The sequence below is a fragment of the Acinetobacter sp. 129952 genome (assembly GCF_056642055.1).
In genome coordinates, this window is record NZ_JBWVSU010000005.1 from 140350 (window position 1) to 164584 (window position 24235).

The following is a 24235-nucleotide window of genomic DNA, read 5'->3' on the forward strand; positions in this document are numbered from 1 at the left end:
GTTTTAGCCTCATTGGTCGTTGATAAAAATAGCCTGTTTCGACAGGCTATTTTTTTATTTTGCAAATCTGCACGAAAGAACAAATAAAATTTTACTATGAAGTGCCATCTGTCTAAATAAAAAGAAAAAAATTGTGATGGTGATCGAATAAATGAGCTAAAAAAATGAAGCTAAATATTTGCTTAAATTTGAAACACTTCTAATATATAAGTTGTATTTTATTTTTCTGTTGAGTCTTATTTTTGAGGCAATTCTCAACTTCAAAAGAAAGAAATATAAATTCTAAATTTTAGTTAAGACTGATGTTGTTGCAGACCAATTGGCTTGCATAGATGGTCAGTCTTGAGATTTTACTGAGCTCAAATTTGACCGGGTGAAAATGGAAATATCAGTGCAGAGCATAATAAAAATGATCACCGCTGGGGAACATTTTATATGATTGATATTCAGCATGATATTGGTCTGCTCATCGGGTCCGTTCTTTCTGCATTGGTTGCTTGCTATCTCATCGCACGGATTAAAGAATTTGCTTCAGGCGCTTCACAGCCAAACTTTAAAACCTTCAATTTAATGCTAACCGCCATGCTATTGGGTCTATTCATCTGGTTGATCCATTTTATTGGGCTGACAGCAAGTTTTGTGCTGAATAAATACGAGCTGGATTGGGGGATGCTGCTCCTGTCTGTTCTGGTGATATGCATTGCCTCTATGTTTATCCTCTGGTTAAGTACCAGAAGTACTTGGTCATTTTTCCGATCAGTTCTCATATTAGGTGTGATCGCACTCAGCATCTTTGGCATGCACTCTATTAGCATGATGTCATTCAATTTTACTGCCGCCCATATGCAACAGTCACCGGAATTAGTTCAGGCACATGATCAGCTATTTCTGGCCATGATACTGATGAGTGGATTGCTGCTGGTAACGCTGATTTGTATCATCGTGTCCGAACTGCGTGTGGGATTACGCAACCGTCAGCTTGCATGGGCCAATCAACAAATTGAAAATCAGACCATTCAGGACAATCTGACCAAATTACCTAACCGTTTGTATCTGGCTGAATATGCAAATCTGCTGTTTTCAGGTCAGTCCGAACAGCAGCATGAAATTGCTTTTTTATATATCGATCTGGATCGTTTTAAAGCAGTCAATGATGTGTTTGGCCATCTGGTCGGTGATCAGTTGCTGATTCAATTGACCACGCGGATTCATCTGTTATTAGGCCATCATTCCAAGCTGCTCAGAATTGGTGGGGATGAATTTCTGCTGGTACTGGAAAATACTTCAGTCGCCAAAGCTGCAAAAATGTCAGAACAGATTCTTGAACTGATTCAGGAAAGTTTCCTGATTGAAGGCAAGAGTATTCATATCTCGGGCAGTATTGGTATTGCCATGTATCCGGAGCACGGCAAAAATTTACAGGATCTGCTGGTCAATGCTGATGCCGCGATGCTGAGTTCCAAGTATCAGGGACGCAATACTTATTCAGTCTTTAATTATTCTACCGACCAGGATGAAAGCAAAAGCCAAAGCACCCTGATTAATGACCTATATAAAGCCGTGGAAGAGCAGCAGTTTGTGCTGTTTTATCAGCCCAAGTTTCGGACCAAAGACCGTAGCTTGTGTGGGGTAGAGGCATTAATTCGCTGGAACCATCCCCAGTTTGGTTTGCTCGGCCCGAATCTGTTTATCAATGCGGCTGAAAAAACCGGACTGATTATTCAAATGGGCTATTGTGCATTGGAGCTGGCCTGTCAGCAGATTCAAAAATGGCAACAGACACATACTGAATTTTTCCCTATCGCGGTCAATTTGTCTGCAGTACAATTTGAGCATAAGTATTTGTTTAGTACTTTAGAAAAGTTATTTGCACAATATAAAATCAGTCCTCAGCATTTAATGATCGAGATTACTGAATCGACTGCCATGCATCATATTGATGTGAGTATGCGCAGCTTTAAGCGCTTAAGACAAATGGGCATCCGTCTAGCCATTGATGATTTTGGTACAGGGCATTCCAGTTTTCTCTATTTAAAGAATTTCGCCGTAGATGAGTTAAAAATTGACCGGGAATTTATCAAAAATCTGGCAGTCGGCTCCAAAGAGGAAATGATTCTGGAAAGCATTATTCAGCTGGCCATAAAACTGGGCTTGGTGGTGACCGCCGAAGGTGTTGAAACAGAAGCGCAAGCAGAAATTTTAACCCGGCTCGGTTGTGAACAGTTACAAGGCTTTTTGCTGGGCTTGCCGGTAGATGAACAACGACTAGAAAACTTACAATTCCGTTAATAGCGCTCTAATTCATTGAGCGTCAGGATAGACAACATGGCTAACGGAACTCCACCCTGAAACTCTGCTACAATATCGCCAATTTTTTTCATATTGATCGAATTTGATCTCGAATGCTGTGCATTGAGCAGTAGGTGTATTTCATGAGCTTTAAGCAAGAACTGGCGGCACAAGTCGCCCAGCGACGTACGTTCGCTATTATTTCCCACCCCGATGCCGGTAAAACCACCATGACAGAAAAATTGCTGTTATGGGGTCAGGCTATTCAGGTGGCCGGGATGGTAAAAAGCCGTAAATCTGACCGGGCCGCAACATCGGACTGGATGGAAATGGAAAAAGAGCGTGGTATCTCGATTACCACCTCGGTGATGCAATTTCCTTTTAAAGACAAGATGATCAATCTTCTGGACACCCCGGGACATGAAGACTTCTCGGAAGATACCTACCGTACCCTAACCGCGGTAGACTCGGCGCTGATGGTGATTGATGGTGCAAAAGGTGTCGAAGACCGAACCATTAAATTGATGGAAGTGTGTCGTATGCGCGATACCCCGATCATCTCATTCGTCAACAAAATGGACCGTGAAATCCGTGAACCGCTTGAGCTTCTGGATGAAATCGAAAACGTTCTGAAAATTAAATGTGTTCCGATCACCTGGCCGCTCGGTACTGGCCGTGATTTTGCCGGTGTATTCAATTTAATCGAAGAAAAATTCTACGTGTATAAAGCCGGTTTCGGTTCAGTGATTACTGAGATCGAAGTGCGTGATGGTTATGACTATCCTGATCTTCGTGAGAAAGTGGGTGAACTGGCTTGGGCAGCATTTGAAGAATCGCTGGAACTGGTACAAATGGCCAATGAGCCTTTAGATCGTGAAGAATTCCTGGCCGGTCGTCAAACGCCTGTGTTGTTCGGTACAGCCTTGGGTAACTTTGGTGTCGACCATGTTCTGGATGCCTTCAGTCAATATGCACCATCTCCTAAAGCCCATCCGACCCAAGATCGTGTTGTAGAAGCGGATGAAGAAGGCTTTACCGGTTTTGTCTTCAAGATTCAGGCCAATATGGATCCGAAACACCGTGACCGTATTGCCTTCATGCGGATCTGTTCAGGCAAGTATGAAAAAGGCTTGAAGATGAAGCATGTACGTTTGGATAAAGATGTGCGCATCAGCGATGCCTTAACTTTCCTGGCCGGTGATCGTCAGCATCTGGAAGAAGCTTGGCCGGGTGATATTATTGGTCTGCATAACCATGGCACCATCCAGATTGGCGATACATTTACCTCGGGTGAGAAACTTCAGTTTACCGGTATTCCGCACTTTGCGCCGGAAATGTTCCGTCGTGTCCGCTTGAAGGATCCATTAAAATCCAAGCAGTTGCAAAAAGGTCTGAAAGAACTTTCAGAAGAAGGCGCGACCCAGGTATTCATGCCGCAGAATAACAACGACCTGATCGTGGGTGCGGTGGGTGTGCTACAGTTTGAAGTGGTGGCTTACCGTCTGAAAGAAGAATACAAGGTTGATTGTGTTTACGAACCGGTCAGTATCAACACAGTGCGTTGGGTATCTTGTGATGACGAGAAGAAATTCAACGAATTCAAGAAAAAAGCCCATGACCAGTTGTCTGTCGATGGTGGAGGTCATTTGACTTATCTTGCACCAAGCCGGGTGAATTTACAGCTCATGCAAGAACGTTATCCGGACATCGTGTTCCACAATACGCGTGAACACTAAAATTTCAGGCTTCGCAGCTAAAGTTTAAAAATATCAAACAGCTTCTCCGGAAGCTGTTTTATTTTATGCTACATTTAAGCAATTAATAACTCGATAGATATAGCAAAGAGAATGAAGCTCAGCAAGGAAGTCGTCCTCGGTTCTGTGATTGGTTTAAGTCTTATCCTGAGTGGCTGTGATCAAAGCGAAAAAGAGCCTGTTAATACTCCGGAAAATGAGCAAATCACCGCAGCTCAGCAGACCGCAGATGTTTTGCCTTATCTGAATATTCAAGAGCAGCCGGCTAAAATTGCCTTGCCATTTTGTGAAAATAAAAACTGTATCAATCTGGATATTCAGACCTTGCATACGGTTGATCCATGGATGAACCAATGGATTGAAAAGCAGCAGGCCAAAGTGATTCAGGATCAAATCGGCTTGAAACAGGACATGAATTTACAGCAGGCGATCAATGCCTATGTAAAAAAATCGGATGCGTGGCAGGCGCAGCTCAATCTGAACAAGGCTTATGAGTTATCGCTATATACCCGTATTCCTTACCAACGCAATCAATATGTATTGATGCAGATTGGGGTCGATACCAAACAGGAAAATGTCAGCGTGCATGAGCGCTATTATTTTTTTGTGGCTGATCGTCGCCAGCAGAAAATGCTAACCCCACTGGATATTGTCGATCCTAAGCAACAGTTAGTAATGGATCAGATTATTCAGCAAGCCTATGATACATGGCTCAAAGAAAACGATCAGCAAGTTCAGCAGAAAGCGCCGAAAAAACTGTATTGGGGACAGGCTGACTGGTTCTTTGATCAGGAAGGCATTGGGCTGCATTTTCGCAGCCATGAAATTAGCAAAGATGCCAAACAACTGGATATTTATTTAACAAAACAACAAACACAACAGGTCTTGAAAGCTGATATCTATCAGCATATGTTTTAAAGCTCATGATCCTGCAAGCGTACAGGTTCCAAAAAGGTGAATGAATGCCAAAATACAAGAATATCTTTTGTCTATCCATCCTGGCATCAGCGATCTTGCTGAGTGCCTGTCAGCCGAAGAGTAATGAGCCGGAAGAATCAAGTGCTTCCGAGGTGCTACAAGCCGAAGCTGAAGCACTTAAACTCAGCGGCGATACCGAAAAGCTCAAGCTGGCGATTCCAGAATGTGAAGACAAAAGCTGTCCGGAAATTTCGATCGAACGTCTGAACAGTAATCAGAGCTTTATTGATGAATGGATCGACCAGCAGATTCTGCAACAGTTGAAAAATATCCTGTCTCTTGATGCGATTGAACCGGCAAAAGTGAGCGCTGCCAGCGAAGCAGACGTTGCCGCCTCTGAACCCAAAGCTGCTTTAGCAACAGTGGTGACACCAAAACAGCAGCTTGAGCAGCAAACTCAACCTTATATGCAAACTTTCTTGAATCTGGATAAAGAGCTCAAGGCCCTGAGTGCCAGTCATAGTATTAGCCTGATGATTAAGCCCAAGATTTTGAATTCAGGAGATCCTTTGGCGACCGTGGTTCTGAACAGCAGTTATTATCTGGGAGGAGCACACGGCGCATCTGCACAGACTTATTATAATTTTGATCTGGAGCAGAAAAAACTGGTCAAGCTGGATGACATTATTGCGGCCAAACAGAAAGCCCAACTGGAAGCGCGTGCTTATGATGCGTTTAAAAACTGGGTGGTAGAATCCAATCTGGCCAAAGATGTGGCGGAATATGAACAAGCCTGGAAGTTCAAGCTTACTGATAATTTTTATCTGGCCCAGCAAGGTCTGGTCTTGCAATATGCCGAATATGAAATTGGGCCATATGTAGTTGGCTTGCCACGTTTAATGATTCCTTATGAACAGCTACAAGGTGTGCTGAAACCTGAATATTTGCCTCAAACTGAAAAAGCTGCCTCTGAGGCACAGCCAGCGCCTGCTGAAAAAACTAAATGACCTTAAAACTGTTTGATACGCATACCCATTTTGATGTTCCCGATTTTGATCCTGATCGGGAACAGTTGGCGTATGCGGCAAAAGCGGCAGGTGTCGAGCATCTGGTTTTAATTGGTTTTTTGCAAAACCGTTTTGCTGATCTGTTAGGAACTCACGACTTTATCAATGACCTGGGAAATGCACCGCAAAGTCATTTAGCCCCGGGCTTGCATCCATTTTATATTGAACAGCATCAGACTGATCATTTACAGGAGCTGGAACAGCTGCTTAAAAATGAGCATTGTATTGCCATTGGCGAAATCGGTCTGGATACCTTTTTAAAACAGCACAAACAGGCTGAAATTTTCCAGAAGCAAAAAGATTTTTTTGCTGCACAGCTGGAACTGGCGCAGCAATTCGATAAGCCGGTTTTGCTGCATATCCGTAAGTCACATGCGGAGGTTTTGCAGATTTTAAAACAACAGCAGTTTAAACAGGGCGGCATTGCGCATGCCTTTGGTGGTGGGATTGAGGAAGCCAAGGCCTTTATCAAATTAGGATTCAAACTGGGCATCACCGGGCAAATCACCAATCTAAATGCCAAAAAACTTCATCAAGTGGTGCAGTATGTCGGACCAGAACATCTGGTATTGGAAACTGACTGTCCGGATATGACGCCACTCTGTTGTCAAAGCTCGACCGAGCAACGTACCCGAAATACACCTGCAAATTTACCTTATGTGCTGCAAGGACTGGCAAAGAGTCTACATATGCACAAAGAGGAACTGGCTGAACAGCTCTGGCAAAATACTCATCAGGCCCTGCATCTGGCCATTTAATTTAACGCTCTTAACTCGGTCTTAAATTCCCGGTTCATCATAAATAGAAAAAAAGGTGCATTATGCAATTTCTAAAATGCTCCAGACTTGGCATCATGCCATATACATTTTTTTAGGTGAGATTCACATGGCACAAGGACTTTTGGCGGGTAAGCGCTTCTTGATCGCGGGCATTGCGAGTAAATTATCGATTGCTTTTGGTATTGCTCAGGCATTGCATCGTGAAGGTGCTGAATTGGCTTTTACTTATCCAAATGAAAAGCTGAAAAAGCGGGTAGATGACTTTGCTGAACAGTTTGGTTCGAAACTGGTTTTTCCTTGTGATGTGGCAGTCGATGCTGAAATTGACCATGCATTTGCCGAACTGGCTAAACACTGGGATGGTCTGGACGGCGTAGTGCACTCTATCGGTTTTGCACCGGCACATACGCTAGATGGTGACTTCACCGAGATCACGGATCGTGAAGGCTTTAATATTGCACATGACATCAGTGCTTATAGCTTTATTGCAATGGCACGTGCGGCAAAACCTTTGCTGCAAGTCCGTCAAGGCTGTTTGCTGACATTGACCTATCAAGGTTCTGAGCGTGTAATGCCAAACTATAACGTGATGGGTATGGCCAAAGCCTCTTTAGAAGCAGGCGTACGTTATTTGGCGTCTAGCTTGGGTCAGGAAGGTATTCGTGTGAACGCGATCTCTGCGGGTCCAATCCGTACCTTGGCAGCTTCAGGTATTAAATCATTCCGTAAAATGCTTGACCTGAATGAGAAAGTTGCTCCATTAAAACGTAATGTGACGATTGAAGATGTCGGTAATGCTGCATTGTTCCTGTGCTCGCCATGGGCTAACGGGATTACTGGTGAAATCCTGTATGTTGATGCTGGTTTTAATACTGTTGGTATGAGCGCTGATTTGATGGCGGATGCGGAATAAATCCTATAAGTCCTCTCTCCCTCAGGGAAAGAGTTAGAGAGAGGGGAATGACTTCTTCCTCTGAGTGAGGAAATGATTAAAATCCCCCTCATTCCCCCTTTGATAAAGGGGGAGGCCACTCAAGGCAATAAAAAAGACCGCATAAGCGGTCTTTTTTAGATTTGAGGGATAGCGATTAAGCTTGACCATCCACAGCAGCGGCTTGCGCACGTTGCATATTGGCTTCAAATTCAGCATCGAAGTTGATTGGTGTAAGTAGCAACTGTGGGAAGCTGCCTTTAGTCACCATATCATTCACTGCTTCACGTAGGAACGGGAACAGGATGTTCGGACAGTATGCACCCAGGATATATGGAAGACGCTCTTCTTCAACGCCATCCACCAAGAAAATACCAGCTTGAGTCACATCAACGATAAACGCGGTATCACCTTCGTTGGTTGCTTGAACTACGACTTTCAAAGCTACTTCAAAATGAGTTTCATCAATTTTTTCTGCAGAAGAAGAAAGATTGATGTTTAACTCAGGTTGCCATTGCTTGGTAAAAACTTGCGCCCCAGGAACTTCAAAAGAAATATCTTTGGTGTAAATACGCTCTAATGCCAATTGTGGTTGAGCTTGTTGTTCTTCACTCATTTTTTGATCCTTAATATGAAGTGATAATTTTAGTAAGGTTAAGCCAGCAATTCATCAAGTTTGCCTTCACGCTCTAAAGCATAAAGTTGGTCAAAACCACCGATGAACTGATCATTAATAAAAATTTGTGGCACGGTACGGTGATTGGTACGCTGCATCAATTCAAGACGTACTTCAGGCGCTTCTTGAGACAAGTTAATCTCTTTATATGCCACACCCTTACGTTCCAGTAGCTGTTTTGCACGCACGCAATAAGGACACACTGTCGTCGAGTAAATAGTAACTTCAGCCATGATCAATCTCCTGTTCGTGGATTATTTGCTTTTCACCAAAGGTAAACCTTGAGCTTTCCAGTTGCTGACGCCGCCATCAAGACGGTAGGCATCGGCATGACCAACCTGCTGTAATGCAGTACCAGCCACCTGTCCAAGGTTACAAATGAACACCAAAGGGCGATCAGATGCTTTCAGCTCTTCAACATGTTTTGTAATCTGGCTATATGGAATATTACGGCTGCCGCTGATATGACCTTCACGGAAGTCTTTGGCATCACGTAAATCAATCAGCATGGCATTTTTTGCTTTGACTAAAATTCCCAGCGATTGCGGAGAAATTTTGCGACCGTTACGTTGACCTTCGATAATGAAGAACAAAACCACTAATACCGCGAGTGTTCCAAATAAGAAGGGGTGATTCCCCATAAACTCGAACCAACGTTCCACAATTCACCTAATTACAATTTTAAAATTGCCAAGAGTATAGCTCATAAATATGGTGATCAAAATCACCGCTTCAAGGGCCAAGGGTTAAGAAAATTAATTTTTTTGCTGTGCTTCAGTGATTTCGTCGATTAAACGTAAATAGCTGTCCAGTCGGCGCGGTAAAATTTCACCTGCGGCAGCAGCCTGACGCAAAGCACATTGTTTTTCATGCTTATGGGTACAGTTACGGAACTGACAATGGCCGAGCAGGTTTTCAATTTCAGGAAAGCCGCTTTGTACCTTATCTAAAGTCAGATGCCACAGGCCAAATTCACGAATTCCTGGAGAGTCAATCAGGGCGGCACCTTCACCAAAACCGATCAAGCGCGTTGATGTCGTAGTGTGCTGACCAAGTGCCGAGTTTTCCGAAATAATATTGGTTTTCTGTGCGGCATCCGGCACGATCGCATTAATCAGCGTGCTTTTACCCACACCAGATTGACCGACGAAAGCCACCGTTTCATTTTCCAGACGATTAGACAGTGCAGTCAGGTCGCCATCGGATTGGGTCTGCATCACTTCATAACCGAGATCTTGATATTCTTGCAGCAGAGTCAGAATCGGATCGTTTTCTTTTAACAAATCGGCTTTATTCATCACCAGCAATGCAGGAATATCGGCATCGGCACAGGCCACCAGATAACGGTCGATCAGGCCCGGCGCTGGCTCAGGCAATGGTGCAAACACGATCACAATCAGTGAAATGTTGGCCGCTACCGGTTTAACCTTGTGATAGCGGTCGGGGCGTGTCAATAAGGATTTTCGGGGATGAATCGCGGTGATAATTCCTAAACCGGTATTCGGATCGGCTTGCCATTTGACCCGGTCACCCGTGACCAATAAATCCAGATTGGTTCGAGTATGACAGCGCCAGACGCTGTCCAGTTCAATCTCTTTCCAGAAAGGTTCAGGCTCACCATCGGCGACCACAGGTTTTTCAGGGTGAATGTCAGGGCGAGACAAAGCTTGCACTTCAAGTTGGCGGCCATAATGTTGCACCACTAAACCTTCAAGATCACTGGAGGTATCGAGATCTTCTTGACGTGTTTTCTGTTGTTTCTGAATGCGGCGCTGTTGTTGCTCTGTCAGACGACGCTTACGTATTAAGGCCATTCATATCCTAAAAAAACCGGGTAAATCAGATGGCAAAAATAGCATGAAGCAGCCCCCGAATGACACCCAAGATGTAATTAATTTGCTACTATAGTTGTTTTTAAACCCAATAAGATTGCACATTTATGAGCAGCACCGCTGATACCCGCCTGATTTGGATTGACCTTGAAATGACAGGTCTAGACACAGACAATGATCAAATTATTGAAATTGCAACAATTGTAACCGATGACAATTTGAATATTTTGGCAGAAGGTCCTGTGCTTGCGGTACATCAGCCTGCACGTCTGTTAAATGCCATGGATGAGTGGAACACTCGCCAGCATGGCCAGTCTGGTCTGATTGAACGTGTACGTCGCAGTAAACTGACCGCTCAGGATGCCGAACAGCAAACTATTGAATTCCTGAAAAAATGGGTCAATCCAAAATCTTCACCGATGTGTGGTAACTCGATCTGTCAGGATCGCCGTTTCTTGCACCGCCTGATGCCTGAACTGGAGCAGTATTTCCATTACCGTAATCTGGATGTATCTTCAGTGAAAGAACTGGCCAAACGCTGGCGCCCGGAAATCATGAGCGGTCTCAAGAAAAATGCCTCGCATCTGGCGATGGATGACATTCGTGATTCGATTGCGGAATTGAAATATTATCGTCAATATTTCTTTATCATGAATAAAGACTAAATTCCGATGAATTGAAAAGAGGCGCAAGCCTCTTTTTTATTTTACTGAACTGGATTTTTTTCTAGCGTAAAACTGCTCCATGCTTTCAAAGCCTACCCACAAGAGCAATAACATGATCAGATGATTCTGTGTTTCATAACGATCGAAAATAACCAAACCAAATAATCCTAAAGTCATTAAACGAATGAGAATACTGAGATAATAATTTTTGTTTTTTTGGCTGATCAGAACATAAAAATAAAGCCCGATACAAAGTATGTTCAAACCCAAAAGGGTGTTAAATAGCATGACATTTCACTCCTTTTAGCCAAATGACATAGAGTTAATTTGTTGATATTTTAATCAATCTCGAGTGGATTGTCGCTCTCATCCGGTCTGAATGTCATTTAAATCGATCAAAAATTTAGTGGCGGTAAAGAAAAGCGGATTTTGTTAAAATGATCCGGTATTTTTATTGCTATAGATGACCTATGACCGACCTGCTTCAAGATGATGAATATGACCGCCGTTTTGCTGGTGTTGCCAAAATTTATGGAGAAGACAGCTTTAACCATTATGAAAAAAGTCATGTGATGGTGATCGGTATCGGCGGTGTCGGTTCATGGGCAGTAGAAGCTCTGGCACGTAGTGGTGTGGGCGAGCTGACCTTGGTGGATATGGATGTGGTGGCCGCGTCTAATATTAACCGTCAGTTACCTGCCATGAGTACCACCTTGGGTCATGAAAAAATTGAAGTCATGGCCGAGCGTTGCCGCGCAATTAATCCACGCATTAAAATTAATCTGATTGATGATTACCTGACGCCTGAAAATATCAAAGAAACTTTAGCAGGTGATCCAGATTTAATCCTCGACTGTATTGACGATGTCAAAGCCAAATTTGCTCTGATGCTACATTGTCGCTTTAACAAGATTCCTTTAATTGTATCGGGCGGGGCAGGGGGTAAACTGGACCCGCTGAAAATTCGGGTCGCCGATTTATCTAAAACCGAACAGGATCCGATGCTGGCCAAATTACGTGCCCAGTTACGCAGCAAAGGCATCTGCAAAAAGCCCAAAGAAAAATTCGGCATTACTTGTGTCTATTCCATCGATAATCCATTCTCCAGTGCCGATGTGTGTGCTAGTGCCGGCTTGCGCTGCGGTGGTTATGGTTCTGCCGTGGTGGTAACTTCAAGCTTTGCCATGGTTGCCGTGGCAGAAGGTTTGAAAAAGCTCGATAGTAAAAGAGCAAAAGCCTGATTTAAAAAATAAAAAGCACAATCTATGTGCTTTTTTTAAACTGGCGTTTAGAATGAAAGGATTCATTCGCAGAACAAAAATAATGTTTTGGAGCAGCTATGTGGTTCTTGCTGGTACTGATTTTGGGGATAGGGGCGTTGGCGATCTGGATGTGGAAACGTCCGGATCCGGTGAAACGTGATCAGGCGAAGGCTGTACAACATGATTTATGGATTGAGCAGATTGATGCTCAACTGAAACATGCAGCACGTTTGAGTTCAGATCCGGAACATCCGAATTATGAACGTGCCTATCAGATTTATCAGGGACTGGCTGAGCAACAGGAAATTCCACAAGCCTATGTAGGCATGGGTCTGATGCATCTGCAAGGTCTGGGACATGAGCAAAATACTGAAAAAGCCATTAGCTACCTAGACAAAGCCTTTCGCTTGGGCAGTGATGAAGCGGCTTATCATTTGGGGCGGATTCATGAAGGGGAGGCATATCAACAGGCTGACCCGGAAAAAGCTTTGTATTGGTACCGACATGCGGTAGCACGTGGCAATCTGGATGCCCAATATCGTATTACTGAACTTTCTTCTACCGAAGGCCAGCCTCAAAACGAGATGACTGCAGAAAAACAGCGTCTGGCATTATTAATTCAAAATGCCGGGCAGGGTCATGCCAATTCGCAGTATCAGTTGGCTCAGTATTATTTGGCAGATTCAACAACCCAAGATTTAGTGCAAGGAATTCATTATCTGTTTCTGGCGGCACAACAAGATCATTTGGCCGCTAATCAGCAGATCGCCGATGATTATGGGCATGGACAGATTCTCCCCCAAGACCTGATGCAATCGCTGCAATTTATTAAACGCTGTATCAGTCTCGGTGACCAGAAAGGTCTCTATGATTATTATGCCGGTGTGTTACAAGGCCGTATCGATACCGACCAGCGTCAACGCGTGTTCCAGCATTTATTGCAGCAGTCCAAAGAGCATGCCGATGCACAAGCCAAGACTTTAATCGGGCTGGCTTATTTTCATGGCTGGTATGTTGATAAAAATGAAACCATGGCATTTCGTTACTGGTCGGAAGCGGCCAATAGTCAGCATGCGCCTGCATTATGCATGATTGCTGCGCTGTATTTTGAGCAGCACCTGGTGGCCAACGAACCGCAAAAAGCATTTGAGTTATATCAGGCTGCCTATCAGCTTAGTCCTGACGATGTGTCTGCACGGATGGGGCTGGCACTGTGTTATTTAAACGGTATAGGCACAGTTAAAGATACGGGTAAAGCCACACAAATGATCCAGAACGCGGCACAGCAGTATTGGCTGATTGAAGCTCAATCTGAAGCGGATTTAATTTATAGCGTCGGCCGGTTTTATAGTCTAGCTGAATATCCTTTACCGACACGTGACAAAGCTATCCAGTATCTGAATCAGGCGGTTGCGAAAGGTTCGAAAGAGGCGGCATGGTTCCTGTACCAAGCTCTGTCAGGCATTTATCCTGTGTTTATCAATAATGCAGAGCTGGCCAATCGTTATCTGCATCAGGCTGCACAACTGGGACATGCACAGGCACAGGCAGAATTGGGCTTGAAGTATCTTGAAGGGCAACAGATTGCGCAGGATATTGCCTTAGGCTTGAGCTATCTGCAAAAAGCAGCCGCTCAGCAGAATGGTGTGGCGCTAAATGCTCTGGGTGAAGCCTATGAGCAAGGTCAAGGTGTTGAGAGTAATATTGAGCAAGCCGTACAGTATTATCAGCAGGCGGCAGCGCAGGTGAATGCAGATGCCTATAGTCATCTTGGGCGTTTATATACCAAAGGCATTGGCGTGGAGCGTGATATTGGGATTGCACGGGACTGGCTGGAAAAGGGCAGTTTGCTCGGGCATGAGCGATCAACTGAATTATTGAAAAATGTGAATGCATATTTGCAAATGAAATAAACTGACTCAAATCATATGAACTAAAAAACCGCTGTCTGACAGCGGTTTTTTATGGATCAAGCTTTGTTAAGGCAATTGTTTAATCGGGCTACCACCCAATGCCTGCATCAAGGTGACATAGGCATTGTACTGGTTCTGTCGGGTTAGCACCAAGGACAGCCGTGCATTGCGCGTGGTTTCCTGCGCATCCAGCAAGTTTTTCAAGGCCACTGCACCATTACGATAACGCACTTCAGTCAAGCGTTCAGTTCTTTCTGCCAACTCTACATTCCGTTGCTGCAAAGTCACCTGCTTAGTGAGCTCAGTACGATTCGACAAGGCATTTTCCACATCGGCAAAGGCTTCGTACATGGTCTGGCGATATTGCATAATCGCTTTTTCATATTCCAGCTCATTGACTTGCAGATCACGTTTCATGTCATTCCATTGCAGGAAAGGCAAAGTCAGACCAGCACCTAAAGTTGCAACCGGATTTTTCAGGGCATTCGAGAGGGACGTACTGCTGCCAATACCGGTGGTCAGATTACCGGTCAAACTAATGGATGGATAGTAGCTGGCTTTGTTGGCATCTTTATTGGCTAGTGCCTTACGCAAGCGCAGTTCAGTGGCTCGAAGGTCAGGGCGACGTGACAACAAACTCGCCGGTAAGTCAGCCTGAATACTCGGCAATTGAATATTCGGTAAACGGCTTGGCTCTTGAATCGCGAGCTGTTGAACCGGCATGTGCAGCAATACCGCGAGTCCGGTACGTGTTTCCACACGTTGCTGTTCAATCTGGCTTAAAGTCGCCTGTTGACTTTGAATTGCCTGTTCCGCCTGGGTTAAATCCAGACCGGATACTGCGCCGGCACGATATTGCACCCGCACCAGATCATAGGTTTTTTGCGCGGTCGCCAGATTTTGCTGTACCACACTATAACGTTCATTCAGATAAGCCAGTTGCCAGTACAATTGTGCCGTGGTGCCAATCAGGCTTTGTGCGGTTGCCTGCAAGTCTTCTTCAGAGGCCAGTGCTTCCCAGCGTGCCGCTTCAGTCTGATTGGCCAGTTTACCAAACAGGTCCAGCTCATAGCTTAAGTCCGGATAACCCAGTGAAAGACCCGTCGAAGAATCGCCGCCACCATCTAGGCTAAAACGATGGCCCGTTGAAATTCTTGCATCACCGACGCGAACGCCTTGCTGACTTTGAGCTTGTCTGGCTTGAATACGGGCCTGTTGTAAACTGATGCCGGCCACTGCCAGATCGGTATTCTGCGCCAATACTTCATTCACCAAATTATTTAATTGCGGATCTTTAAATAAAGTCCACCATTGATCTGCCAAAATATCGGCATGAATCTGCTGACTAAGCACCTTATTGTTTTGAAAGCTACCCGGCATATTGATCGCAGGCTGTTCATAGGGGGTTTTCACCACTGCGGCACAACCGACCAGCGAGCTTCCCAGCAACAGGGCACTGGCAAGCTTGGTTAAATTCATTTGCATATCAGATTCCTTATTCGCGAGAGAGCGCATCGACTGGATTCAGACGAGCAGCGTTATGTGCCGGGATAAAGCCAAACACAATCCCGATCAGGCTTGAGCAGACAAAGGCCGCTACAATCGAAGTGGTTGAATACGCCATCTGGAAAGTACCGCCGGCAAAATGGGTAATTAATTGGCCAATCCCGAGGGAAAGCAGCACACCCAAAATACCACCCAAGATACAGACCAGAACGGCTTCAATCAGGAATTGCTGCAAAATATCACTTTGACGGGCACCCACCGCCATACGCACACCAATTTCCTGAGTACGTTCGGTTACCGATACCAGCATGATATTCATTACGCCAATCCCGCCGACCACCAGTGAAATTACCGCAATTGCTGAAATCAGCAGAGTCATGGTCGCCGTGGTTTGCTGAATGGTTTCACGAATACTGTCGGCATTCTGGGTAAACACATCCTGCGCGCCATGTCGCTGTACCAGCAGATTCAGAATCGCATTTTCAGCCGCCGCACTTGGGTATTCACCCTTAATCCGCACAATGATGCTACGCACATTGGATTGCCCCAGCATACGGCTCATGACGGTGGAATACGGCAGATAGACATTCAGGCTGTCATTATTGCCCATCATGCCTTTTTGCGCGTCAATCACCCCGATAATCCGGCTCGGTACGCTCCCGAGTAAAATCACCTGACCCACCGGATTGGTGCCATCCTTAAAGAAGGTGTTTTTGGTATTGGTGTCAATGACGACATCTTGCGCCTGTTGCATGACGCTACTGCGGTCAAAAGGCTGACCGGACTGGAAAGTCATGCCACGCACGTAGAAGAAATCTTCACTGACGCCGTTGACCGTAGTTGAAGCTTCGATTTCTTTATAACGGCCGGTGACACTGCTATTCACCGATGGGCTGACGCCATCGACATACGGTTGTTCAGCTAGCGCATCGGCATCGGCCGGAATCAGGGTTTTGGACTGTGAAGATCTGGAATTATCCCCAAAGCCTCGACCCTGAAATACGGTAATGGTATTGGTCCCCAGACTGCTGATATTTTCCAGAATCTGCTTTTGTGAGCCATTACCGAGTGCCACCACCGAGACCACCGAAGCAATACCGATAATGATTCCGAGCATGGTCAGGAAAGTCCGCATGCGATGTGCATTCATGGCCAGCAAGGCCATCCGGAAGGCTTCACCCAGACGGTCAACTGCAGAACGCCATGAAGAAATCTTCTTTTGTTCACTGCGGATCAGCGGCTGTTTTTCCAGATGCTCTTCGACTTCAGGAACATTGGGCTGGTCGGAAATGATATTACCGTCTGAAATCTCGATAATCCGGGTCGCATTTTTCGCTACATTATGATCATGCGTGACCAGAATGATGGTATGACCTTTGGCATTCAGTTCACGCAAAATACGCATCACTTCAATACCGCTGTTCTTGTCCAATGCACCTGTCGGTTCATCGGCCAGAATCACGTCACCGCCATTCATTAACGCACGGGCAATCGAAACACGTTGCTGCTGACCACCAGAGAGCTGACTTGGACGGTTCTGGGTTTTTTCACCCAGACCCAGATCGGTCAGAATCTTGACGGCTCGCGCATGCCGTTCAGATGAATCTGCGCCGGCGTAAATCGCAGGAACTTCGACATTGCCTGCTGCATTCAAGTCGCCCAACAGATGATAACGCTGAAAAATAAAGCCGAAATATTCACGGCGTAATTGCGCCAGTTCATCCGCTTCCAGTTCCCGGGTTTCACGGCCTTTAACCTTATAGCTACCGGTAGTTGGTTTGTCCAGACAACCCAGAATGTTCATCAGGGTCGATTTACCGGAACCGGACTGACCGACAATCGCCACCAGTTCACCCGGATAAATCTCTAGATTCACCCCTTTTAAAATCTGGACCGTGCTTTCACCCGCAGGGAATTCACGAACCAGATTTTTCACCTCGAGGAGAGGCTGTTGTTGTGAATTCATGCTTACATTCTCATTGGGCCACGGCTATTGCCACCGCGTTTTGCCGCATCATTGGAGGTATCAGAACCATCGGCAATCACCACCTGATCACCACGTTTTAAACCTTTCAGCACTTGCGCAGTGGCACGGTTATTCAAGCCGATTAATACAGGGGTTGGTTTCGCAGTACCATCGGCTTGCAAGACACGAACCACGCCACGCTGTGCTTTACCTTGCTCAATCAGCGCAAGTTCTGCTTCAGACAGGTTTAGACGCGCTGGACGTTCACCGGCAGGGCGGTTACCTTGAGCCGAATCGCCTTCAGGACGTGATGCCGAGCCGCCTTCACCGAGAGAACCCTCACCACGCGCTTCACCACGATTGGCACGTGGAGGACGGTTTGAACCTTGAATGGCCGCAGCAGGAATGGTCAGCACATTTTTAGCTTCATCCAGTACGATATAAACTTGCGCAGTCATATCAATACGCAATTTTCCATCTTCATTCGGGACATCGAACAATGCGTTGTAATACACCGCAGAACTTGACGATGAGCTTGAGGTATTGCCATCGGTATTAATTGAATTGGGTGCAGGCTCAACCTGACGCAGTTTGGCGTAAATCTTTTTCTCGTTATTGCCTAACGTAGTGAAATAAACCGTCTGACCTTCTTCAACTTTCATGACATCCGCTTCAGAAATTTCAGCTTTAATGGTCATGGTGTCGAGTTTGGCCAGTTTAACAATGGTCGGCGCACTCTGGTTGGCATTCACGGTTTGACCTTCTTCAGTCACAATCGCCACAATCGTGCCATCCATCGGGGCTACAATCTGGGTATAGCCAAGATCTTCTTTGGCAGTCGCCAGCGTCAAACGCGACTGTTCAATCTGTGCATTGATAGCGGTGATATCCGCTTGCGCCGTTTTATAGTTCGCAAATGCCGATTCCAGCTCTGAGCGAGAAGTGGCATCCTGTGCATACATGGCTTTCTGACGGTTGTATTCAGCTTCAACTTTGGCCAAATTCGCCTGTCTTACTGCAAGTTGTGCCATCTGATTTTTAATGCTGGCTTCAGCGGTTTTTAAATCATTTTCCTGACGAACGGAGTCAATCCGCGCAATCAGCTGACCTTGCTTGACCTGATCGCCCAGTTCTACATACATTTTTCTGACCTGACCCGAAACCTGCGCCCCCACGCTGACCATCTTGGTCGCTTCCAAAATACCAGTCGCCAGTACAGAGCTTTCGATATCGCCTTGGGTGACTTCAGCCGTAATATATTGCGGAGGCTGTTCTTTGGGTTTGAGGAAGTACCACCCCGCAGCGATGAGCGCAATGGCAATCACGGCGGCCATAATCAATTTCGTCGGTTTTATTTTTGGCATGATCAATATCGGTTCAAAATCAGAGAATTGTGAACGATTATAAAAGCGAAATTAGGATAAATCGTGTATTTTTTTAAACTAATAGGAATGATTATTATTTTATTTTTCGAATTTTGACAAAGACTTAGTGAAATAGGGGCTTGCCACAGATACTGGAAATCGCCTGTAGTACCAGATGCTCCGGATTTTCATGTCCGAGTCCTTTAATTGAGGCATCAATTCTTAATAATAACCCCGGCCAGGCCAGAAAAGTCTGTGGGCTGAGACGGCGCAAGGCTTGTTGATATAAGCCGACTTTGGTTTTCCAGATCCCGATTTGCAAGGCATTTTGCGGTTGTTCAAACAGCTGCATCAACAGACGCATTTCCTTGCTGAGACTCCATAAAATCAGGCTCATCGGTTCACCTGAAACGACTAGATACTGAAAAATTTTGATCGACTGGGAAAGATTACCTTGTAGCAGGGCATCGCTCAAATCATAGGTGCTATAACGTGACTGATCTTGTAAACATGCATATAAATGATCAACCTGAATGATATCGACTTCAGCAAAGGTATCGCTAACCCGCATCAGGCTGTTCTTTGCTGCAAGCAGGTTGTGCTCATGATGTTGTTCCAGCCATTGCCAGGCATCATTGGCTAAACGAATGCCGAGTTTTTCAGCTTCAATACCCAGAATCTGCTGCCGGTCTTTTGGATAATTGGCCACCAGCGAAACATTCACACCATTGGCATCAATCAGCTGAAAGAAACTGGATTTCAGGCTATTACTATCCTGTTTGGGCATCACCACCAACAGCAGGTTTTGTTCATTATGCTGCAAATAGTTTTTCAGTAACTTGATTGCGCTGGCATCCGGTTTGATATTGCCATGTACTTCAATCGCCAACTGGGTTGAAAACAGCGACAAGCTGTTCAAGGCATTAAAGACGGTTTTCCAGTCGGCGACCGAACTAATGTCATAGCGTTGACGTTCAATGTCCTGCTTTTGCCAGCTGGCCCGAAAGGCATCAATTAAATTCTGTTCCAGCAAAGGCTCTTGACCATGCAAGACCCAAGCACCGCGAGCTTCATCGACACGTTTCAGGGCTTGCAGATAATCAAGTTTCATAAAGAGGTCTTATTGAGCAGGTTGCGCTGAGGTATTTTGTTTGGCTAAGGGTAAGCGGTTCGATGAAATCTGACGCGCGATCTGCTGCGCCACATCATCAATAATGACCTGATTCAGATATTTTTGTTCCTGGTCATCGGTGTTGACCGTTTCAATATCATATTGATACGTACGTGTTGCCACGACAGTGCGTGGTTCAGTGATCGGATTGCCTTGTGCATCTTCAATCCGGAAAGTCACGTTTAAACGTAACAAGGTTTCAACCAGTTTACCGTTCAGTTCCAGACGGCGAGGGGTGTAATCCAGGACACGTAACACATAAGCATTGGGTGCATTACTCAGCTGTACGCCTGCAGCACCGAGGTAAACTGCCAGTTTCTCTTGCAGTTCTTCAGTATTGGGCGGTAAAGACAGGCTCATGACAGAGTAAGCAACAGGGGCGGAGCTCGGATTGGTTCCTTTCAGATGAAAGCCACAGCCGACTAAGCCTGCACTCAGACCACAAGTTAAAACAATTGCTGCTAAATGTTTGCCCAAATGCATGTGTTGCCCTCTATGCTTCCCGAAGGGGAATATTTGAAATCCTGAACTGGATTGTAAAGTCAAAGCCCGTTGGCTGGCAACGGGCTTTGTTTGGGAATTGTGAAATCCTTCATAAAGTTCCTTCTCCCTTTGGGAGAAGGTTAGGATGAGGGTTTATATATTTACCTCTCCCTAACCCTCTCCTGAAAGGAGAGGTAATGTAAGGACTTAAACCACCAAATTCACTAATTTATTCGGTACTACAATTTCTTTCTTGGTTGGACCGGTCAAGAATTGTTGGACTTCAGGCAATGCTTTGGCTTGAGCCAAGATGTCATCTTTAGAGGCATCTACAGATACTTCAAGCTTGCCACGAAGTTTACCGTTGACTTGAACCACAATCGTTTGTGTATTACGTGTCAGCGCAGATTCATCTACCGCAGGGAATAAAGTTGAATTCAATTCAATCCCAAATTCAGCCAATAAAGTCTGGCTTAAATGCGGTGCAAATGGTGCAAGTAAAGTTAACAGCGTGGTAATCGATTCACGTGCAACCGCCACGTCATTGTCATCTTGGGCTTCAAATTTGTTGTTCGCGTTTAGAAGTTCCATCAATGCAGCAATGGCAGTGTTAAATGCATGACGACGTTCGATGTCATCACCGACTTTCTGGATGGTTTCGTGAGTTTTACGACGTAGGTCTTGCGCGGCCTTTGAAAGAGCAGTTTTGTCGATGCTGGCAGCAGTATTCGCTTTTTCAAGGAAGCCTGTTGCTAAACGCCATACACGTTTCAGGAAGCGGTTTGCACCCTCAACACCGGCATCAGACCATTCAAGTGATTGATCAGGTGGAGCCGCGAACATCATGAACACACGTGCCGTATCTGCGCCGTACTGGTCAATAATCGATTGCGGGTCGATACCGTTATTTTTCGATTTCGACATTTTTTCCTGACCACCAACGATAACGTCTTGGCCATCTTCTTTATATTTGGCAGAAAGCACACGGCCTTTTTCGTCTTTTTCAAGCTCGATATCTGCCGGATTAAACCAGGTTTTCTTACCTGAGTCTGCTTCACGATAGAAGGTATCTGCTAGCACCATCCCTTGCGTTAACAAGTTAGTGAATGGTTCATTGCCTTGTACCACGCCTTCATCACGCATCAATTTGTGGAAGAAGCGTGCATAAAGTAAGTGCAGAATCGCGTGTTCAACACCACCGATGTATTGGTTCACAGGAAGCCAGGTTTGACCTGCTTCAGGTTTCACCATGCCACCCGTAAAGTCTGGAGATGCATAACGTGCATAGTACCAAGACGATTCTACGAATGTATCAAGCGTATCTGTTTCACGACGTGCGTCGCCACCACAGCTTGGACAAGTCGTTTCATAGAACTCAGGCATTTTGTTCAGTGGGTTACCTGAACCATCTGGAACAACGTCAGTCGGAAGAACCACAGGAAGCTGCTCTTCAGGTACTGGCACTTGACCACATGATGGACAGTTAATCATTGGAATTGGACAACCCCAATAACGCTGACGGGAAACCCCCCAGTCACGTAGACGGAATTGAACTTTAGAACTTGCTAGGCCTGTTGGTTCTAATTTAGCAAGGAATGCATCGTATGCACCTTGGAAATCTAGACCGTCAAATTCGGCTGAATTGACCAGTTTACCTTCTTTCGAGCCATACCATTCTTGCCATTGAGTCGCATCAAAGTCAGCATCATCTGCGCCTTTAGCATCAATCACTTGCTTGATGGTCAAGCCATATTTATTGGCAAATTCGAAGTCACGTTCATCGTGTGATGGAACTGCCATCACTGCACCTGAACCATAAGACATCAATACATAGTTGGCGATCCAAACCGGAACTTCTTCGCCAGTCACAGGATGCTTCACAGAAAGACCGGTTGCCATGCCTTTCTTCTCGGCAGTCGCAAGATCCGCTTCTGCCACAGAACCCATACGGCATTCTTCAATGAATGCAGCCAATTCTGGGTTTGTTTCAGCCGCTTTCAGCGCCATCGGGTGTTCTGCTGCAACTGCAACATACGTTACGCCCATCAAGGTATCGGCACGGGTAGTAAATACCGTTAAACCATCTGCATACACGTCAGGATTTGCTGAAGGGAAAGTGATGTCCATCCCTTGTGAGCGGCCAATCCAGTTACGCTGCATGGTCAACACTTGTTGTGGCCAGCCATCTTTAAGCGTGTCTAAATCGTCAAGTAACTCTTGCGCATAATCAGTGATGCGGAAGTAGTACATTGGAATATCACGCTTTTCTACCAATGCACCTGAACGCCAGCCACGACCATTTTCAACCTGTTCGTTGGCAAGAACAGTCTGATCGACCGGATCCCAATTCACGGTTGAAAGCTTACGGTAGATCAAGCCTTTTTTATAAAGCTGAACAAATAGCCATTGTTCCCAACGATAGTATTCAGGGGTACAGGTCGCAAATTCACGATCCCAATCTACGGCTAGACCGAGTTTTTTCAACTGGTCACGCATGTAAGCAATATTTTCAAATGTCCATTTTGCCGGTGCAACCTGGTGTGCAATCGCTGCGTTTTCAGCAGGCAGACCGAAAGCATCCCAACCCATCGGTTGCAGGACAGTTTCACCTTTTAAGCGATGGAAACGGCTGATCACGTCACCAATCGTATAGTTACGCACATGACCCATATGTAGCTTGCCACTTGGGTAAGGGAACATCGAGAGAATATAACGACGTGGACCTTCTACTTTGTCGGCAACTTTAAAGGCTTTGCGAGATTCCCAATCCTGTTGGACTTGAGGCTCAATCGCACTGGCTTGATATTCGGAATCAATGTGAGTAGTCATAAACGTATCAGTGAATTACGGTGAAAAAAGTCTGTTGCACAGCATAGCGCAAAATGTACCTAAAAGTGAATTTTGCGCCGGCATTTCCCGAAGAAAAAACCTGCTGTTCTAGTAAGAGAGGTATCTTATAAAGCCACTGCACGATTTTTAGATTGCTGCAAGGCTTCGTTGGCTTCACGTTGTTGCTGGTCCTGATTCGCAGGAACTTGAGGGGCTTGTTGCTGTTGTTCTTGAGGTGTGTTCTCGGTTTGAGCTTCAGTTTCAGCCGGTTTTGAGGATGCCGGTGCTGAATTTTTCCAGCCATAAGTATCCACTGTGGTGGCTTTTTTCGCAGATTTTGGCGGTGGGGTCTTGGTATAATGCGTGATACCTTTGGCATCGACCCATTTATAATACTGGATTGCTGACGCACTGGTGCTATAGATGCCCAGAGATATTGCGCAGCTTAGACTGAAGGCGGTTAAAAAAGATATTTTCATTGTTCTTGGGCCTCGGCTTGCTAGGCATGGAATACTGCAATGATTGTAGTGATATTTTCAGTAAAAGTGATGGATTTTTATCTGCTTTATTCGATGTTAATCGCTTAAACAAACCCACTCTAGCGTATAAGAAATCAGAGATAAATCTTCGTATACAAAATTTATTGATAAACAATTTCCTTTCATTTGATAAAAATTCATTCATTTTTTTTATATAAGACATATTAAAAATTTATAAAATTAAACCATTAACCCTATGAATTTTATTGGATTAGATTAAGAAAGAAGAGAGTCAATGCATGGCTATAAGCTGATATTGCTGTTAAAAACAGCAGATCTAGGCGCTATAAG

General features: G+C 45.2%; 21 protein-coding genes. 9 read left to right on the plus strand and 12 right to left on the minus strand.

The window, feature by feature from the left end; translation table 11 throughout:
• Positions 1-435 precede the first annotated feature (435 nt).
• The 6 genes from AC1IR0_RS07525 (at position 436) to AC1IR0_RS07550 (ending at position 7720) form a co-directional block, all read left to right on the plus strand.
• On the plus strand, positions 436-2289 hold the full coding sequence (locus tag AC1IR0_RS07525; RefSeq protein ID WP_409651894.1) for a putative bifunctional diguanylate cyclase/phosphodiesterase: 1854 nt from the start codon (positions 436-438) through the stop codon (positions 2287-2289).
• Between the two features lie 143 nt (positions 2290-2432).
• Positions 2433-4025, plus strand: coding sequence for a peptide chain release factor 3 (locus AC1IR0_RS07530; protein WP_004647433.1), 1593 nt, complete (start codon positions 2433-2435; stop codon positions 4023-4025).
• A gap of 111 nt (positions 4026-4136) precedes the next feature.
• Positions 4137-4961: a hypothetical protein gene (locus tag AC1IR0_RS07535; protein ID WP_409651897.1), complete on the plus strand. Its 825-nt coding sequence runs from the start codon at positions 4137-4139 to the stop codon at positions 4959-4961.
• 44 nt (positions 4962-5005) lie between these two features.
• Positions 5006-5968, plus strand: coding sequence for an RsiV family protein (locus AC1IR0_RS07540; RefSeq protein WP_086044113.1), 963 nt, complete (start codon positions 5006-5008; stop codon positions 5966-5968).
• Positions 5965-6786 (plus strand): TatD family hydrolase, encoded by an 822-nt coding sequence (locus AC1IR0_RS07545; RefSeq protein WP_086044112.1) that lies wholly within the window; start codon positions 5965-5967, stop codon positions 6784-6786. The genes AC1IR0_RS07540 and AC1IR0_RS07545 overlap by 4 nt, the downstream gene beginning before the upstream one ends.
• 127 nt (positions 6787-6913) lie before the next feature.
• A complete protein-coding gene (locus AC1IR0_RS07550) occupies positions 6914-7720 on the plus strand; it encodes an enoyl-ACP reductase FabI (protein ID WP_004647438.1) in 807 nt (268 codons plus the stop codon).
• Between the two features lie 175 nt (positions 7721-7895).
• On the opposite strand, the gene secB is transcribed toward AC1IR0_RS07550, so the two are convergent.
• The 4 genes from secB to rsgA form a co-directional block, all read right to left on the minus strand.
• The gene (gene secB, locus AC1IR0_RS07555; protein ID WP_004647439.1) at positions 7896-8354 is read right to left on the minus strand and encodes a protein-export chaperone SecB; all 459 of its coding nucleotides are present in this window, start codon (positions 8352-8354) and stop codon (positions 7896-7898) included.
• A gap of 38 nt (positions 8355-8392) precedes the next feature.
• Positions 8393-8647, minus strand: a complete 255-nt coding sequence (gene grxC / locus AC1IR0_RS07560; protein WP_004278388.1) for a glutaredoxin 3 — start codon at positions 8645-8647, stop codon at positions 8393-8395.
• Positions 8648-8668: 21 nt separating this feature from the next.
• Positions 8669-9076 (minus strand): rhodanese-like domain-containing protein, encoded by a 408-nt coding sequence (locus tag AC1IR0_RS07565; protein WP_004278386.1) that lies wholly within the window; start codon positions 9074-9076, stop codon positions 8669-8671.
• A gap of 93 nt (positions 9077-9169) precedes the next feature.
• Positions 9170-10228 carry a ribosome small subunit-dependent GTPase A gene (gene rsgA / locus AC1IR0_RS07570; protein ID WP_005103207.1) on the minus strand — a complete coding sequence of 353 codons (1059 nt, stop codon included), beginning with the start codon at positions 10226-10228 and terminating at the stop codon, positions 9170-9172.
• Positions 10229-10353: 125 nt separating this feature from the next.
• Between rsgA and orn the strand changes: the two genes are divergently transcribed.
• Positions 10354-10911, plus strand: coding sequence for an oligoribonuclease (orn, locus tag AC1IR0_RS07575; protein ID WP_004278381.1), 558 nt, complete (start codon positions 10354-10356; stop codon positions 10909-10911).
• Between the two features lie 36 nt (positions 10912-10947).
• Here the strand turns inward: orn and AC1IR0_RS07580 are convergent, their stop codons facing one another.
• A complete protein-coding gene (locus AC1IR0_RS07580) occupies positions 10948-11199 on the minus strand; it encodes a hypothetical protein (protein ID WP_004733081.1) in 252 nt (83 codons plus the stop codon).
• A gap of 182 nt (positions 11200-11381) precedes the next feature.
• On the opposite strand from AC1IR0_RS07580, the gene AC1IR0_RS07585 reads away from it, so the two are divergent.
• Both AC1IR0_RS07585 and AC1IR0_RS07590 read left to right on the plus strand, forming a co-directional pair.
• Positions 11382-12152: a tRNA threonylcarbamoyladenosine dehydratase gene (locus tag AC1IR0_RS07585; protein ID WP_253145749.1), complete on the plus strand. Its 771-nt coding sequence runs from the start codon at positions 11382-11384 to the stop codon at positions 12150-12152.
• Positions 12153-12250: 98 nt separating this feature from the next.
• A complete protein-coding gene (locus AC1IR0_RS07590) occupies positions 12251-14086 on the plus strand; it encodes a tetratricopeptide repeat protein (RefSeq protein WP_409651906.1) in 1836 nt (611 codons plus the stop codon).
• A gap of 66 nt (positions 14087-14152) precedes the next feature.
• Here AC1IR0_RS07590 and AC1IR0_RS07595 read toward each other — a convergent pair whose 3' ends face one another.
• From AC1IR0_RS07595 to AC1IR0_RS07625, 7 genes are all read right to left on the minus strand, one after another.
• Positions 14153-15571 (minus strand): efflux transporter outer membrane subunit, encoded by a 1419-nt coding sequence (locus AC1IR0_RS07595; protein WP_479741258.1) that lies wholly within the window; start codon positions 15569-15571, stop codon positions 14153-14155.
• Between the two features lie 10 nt (positions 15572-15581).
• On the minus strand, positions 15582-17558 hold the full coding sequence (locus tag AC1IR0_RS07600) for a MacB family efflux pump subunit (RefSeq protein WP_479741259.1): 1977 nt from the start codon (positions 17556-17558) through the stop codon (positions 15582-15584).
• Positions 17559-17560: 2 nt separating this feature from the next.
• Positions 17561-18922, minus strand: a complete 1362-nt coding sequence (locus AC1IR0_RS07605) for a MacA family efflux pump subunit (protein ID WP_044109941.1) — start codon at positions 18920-18922, stop codon at positions 17561-17563.
• 124 nt (positions 18923-19046) lie between these two features.
• Positions 19047-20033 carry a DNA polymerase III subunit delta gene (gene holA / locus AC1IR0_RS07610; RefSeq protein WP_004733070.1) on the minus strand — a complete coding sequence of 329 codons (987 nt, stop codon included), beginning with the start codon at positions 20031-20033 and terminating at the stop codon, positions 19047-19049.
• Between the two features lie 9 nt (positions 20034-20042).
• On the minus strand, positions 20043-20576 hold the full coding sequence (locus AC1IR0_RS07615; protein WP_005103222.1) for an LPS-assembly lipoprotein LptE: 534 nt from the start codon (positions 20574-20576) through the stop codon (positions 20043-20045).
• A gap of 207 nt (positions 20577-20783) precedes the next feature.
• Entirely contained in the window at positions 20784-23405 is a 2622-nt protein-coding gene (gene leuS, locus AC1IR0_RS07620) for a leucine--tRNA ligase (RefSeq protein ID WP_479741260.1), read from the minus strand.
• Between the two features lie 125 nt (positions 23406-23530).
• Positions 23531-23884 carry a DUF4124 domain-containing protein gene (locus AC1IR0_RS07625; protein WP_409651914.1) on the minus strand — a complete coding sequence of 118 codons (354 nt, stop codon included), beginning with the start codon at positions 23882-23884 and terminating at the stop codon, positions 23531-23533.
• Positions 23885-24235 lie beyond the last annotated feature (351 nt).

Excerpts from the sequence above, each read along its gene's own strand:
- leuS (WP_479741260.1), bottom strand. The coding sequence starts at position 23,405 with ATGACTACTCACATTGATTCCGAATATCAAGCCAGTGCGATTGAGCCT.
- AC1IR0_RS07595 (WP_479741258.1), bottom strand. The coding sequence starts at position 15,571 with ATGCAAATGAATTTAACCAAGCTTGCCAGTGCCCTGTTGCTGGGAAGC.
- AC1IR0_RS07545 (WP_086044112.1), top strand. The coding sequence starts at position 5,965 with ATGACCTTAAAACTGTTTGATACGCATACCCATTTTGATGTTCCCGAT.
- AC1IR0_RS07605 (WP_044109941.1), bottom strand. The coding sequence starts at position 18,922 with ATGCCAAAAATAAAACCGACGAAATTGATTATGGCCGCCGTGATTGCC.
- AC1IR0_RS07550 (WP_004647438.1), top strand. The coding sequence starts at position 6,914 with ATGGCACAAGGACTTTTGGCGGGTAAGCGCTTCTTGATCGCGGGCATT.
- AC1IR0_RS07530 (WP_004647433.1), top strand. The coding sequence starts at position 2,433 with ATGAGCTTTAAGCAAGAACTGGCGGCACAAGTCGCCCAGCGACGTACG.
- AC1IR0_RS07535 (WP_409651897.1), top strand. The coding sequence starts at position 4,137 with ATGAAGCTCAGCAAGGAAGTCGTCCTCGGTTCTGTGATTGGTTTAAGT.
- holA (WP_004733070.1), bottom strand. The coding sequence starts at position 20,033 with ATGAAACTTGATTATCTGCAAGCCCTGAAACGTGTCGATGAAGCTCGC.
- secB (WP_004647439.1), bottom strand. The coding sequence starts at position 8,354 with ATGAGTGAAGAACAACAAGCTCAACCACAATTGGCATTAGAGCGTATT.
- AC1IR0_RS07585 (WP_253145749.1), top strand. The coding sequence starts at position 11,382 with ATGACCGACCTGCTTCAAGATGATGAATATGACCGCCGTTTTGCTGGT.
- AC1IR0_RS07600 (WP_479741259.1), bottom strand. The coding sequence starts at position 17,558 with ATGAATTCACAACAACAGCCTCTCCTCGAGGTGAAAAATCTGGTTCGT.
- AC1IR0_RS07615 (WP_005103222.1), bottom strand. The coding sequence starts at position 20,576 with ATGCATTTGGGCAAACATTTAGCAGCAATTGTTTTAACTTGTGGTCTG.
- AC1IR0_RS07625 (WP_409651914.1), bottom strand. The coding sequence starts at position 23,884 with ATGAAAATATCTTTTTTAACCGCCTTCAGTCTAAGCTGCGCAATATCT.
- AC1IR0_RS07580 (WP_004733081.1), bottom strand. The coding sequence starts at position 11,199 with ATGCTATTTAACACCCTTTTGGGTTTGAACATACTTTGTATCGGGCTT.
- orn (WP_004278381.1), top strand. The coding sequence starts at position 10,354 with ATGAGCAGCACCGCTGATACCCGCCTGATTTGGATTGACCTTGAAATG.
- AC1IR0_RS07540 (WP_086044113.1), top strand. The coding sequence starts at position 5,006 with ATGCCAAAATACAAGAATATCTTTTGTCTATCCATCCTGGCATCAGCG.
- AC1IR0_RS07590 (WP_409651906.1), top strand. The coding sequence starts at position 12,251 with ATGTGGTTCTTGCTGGTACTGATTTTGGGGATAGGGGCGTTGGCGATC.
- rsgA (WP_005103207.1), bottom strand. The coding sequence starts at position 10,228 with ATGGCCTTAATACGTAAGCGTCGTCTGACAGAGCAACAACAGCGCCGC.
- AC1IR0_RS07525 (WP_409651894.1), top strand. The coding sequence starts at position 436 with ATGATTGATATTCAGCATGATATTGGTCTGCTCATCGGGTCCGTTCTT.
- grxC (WP_004278388.1), bottom strand. The coding sequence starts at position 8,647 with ATGGCTGAAGTTACTATTTACTCGACGACAGTGTGTCCTTATTGCGTG.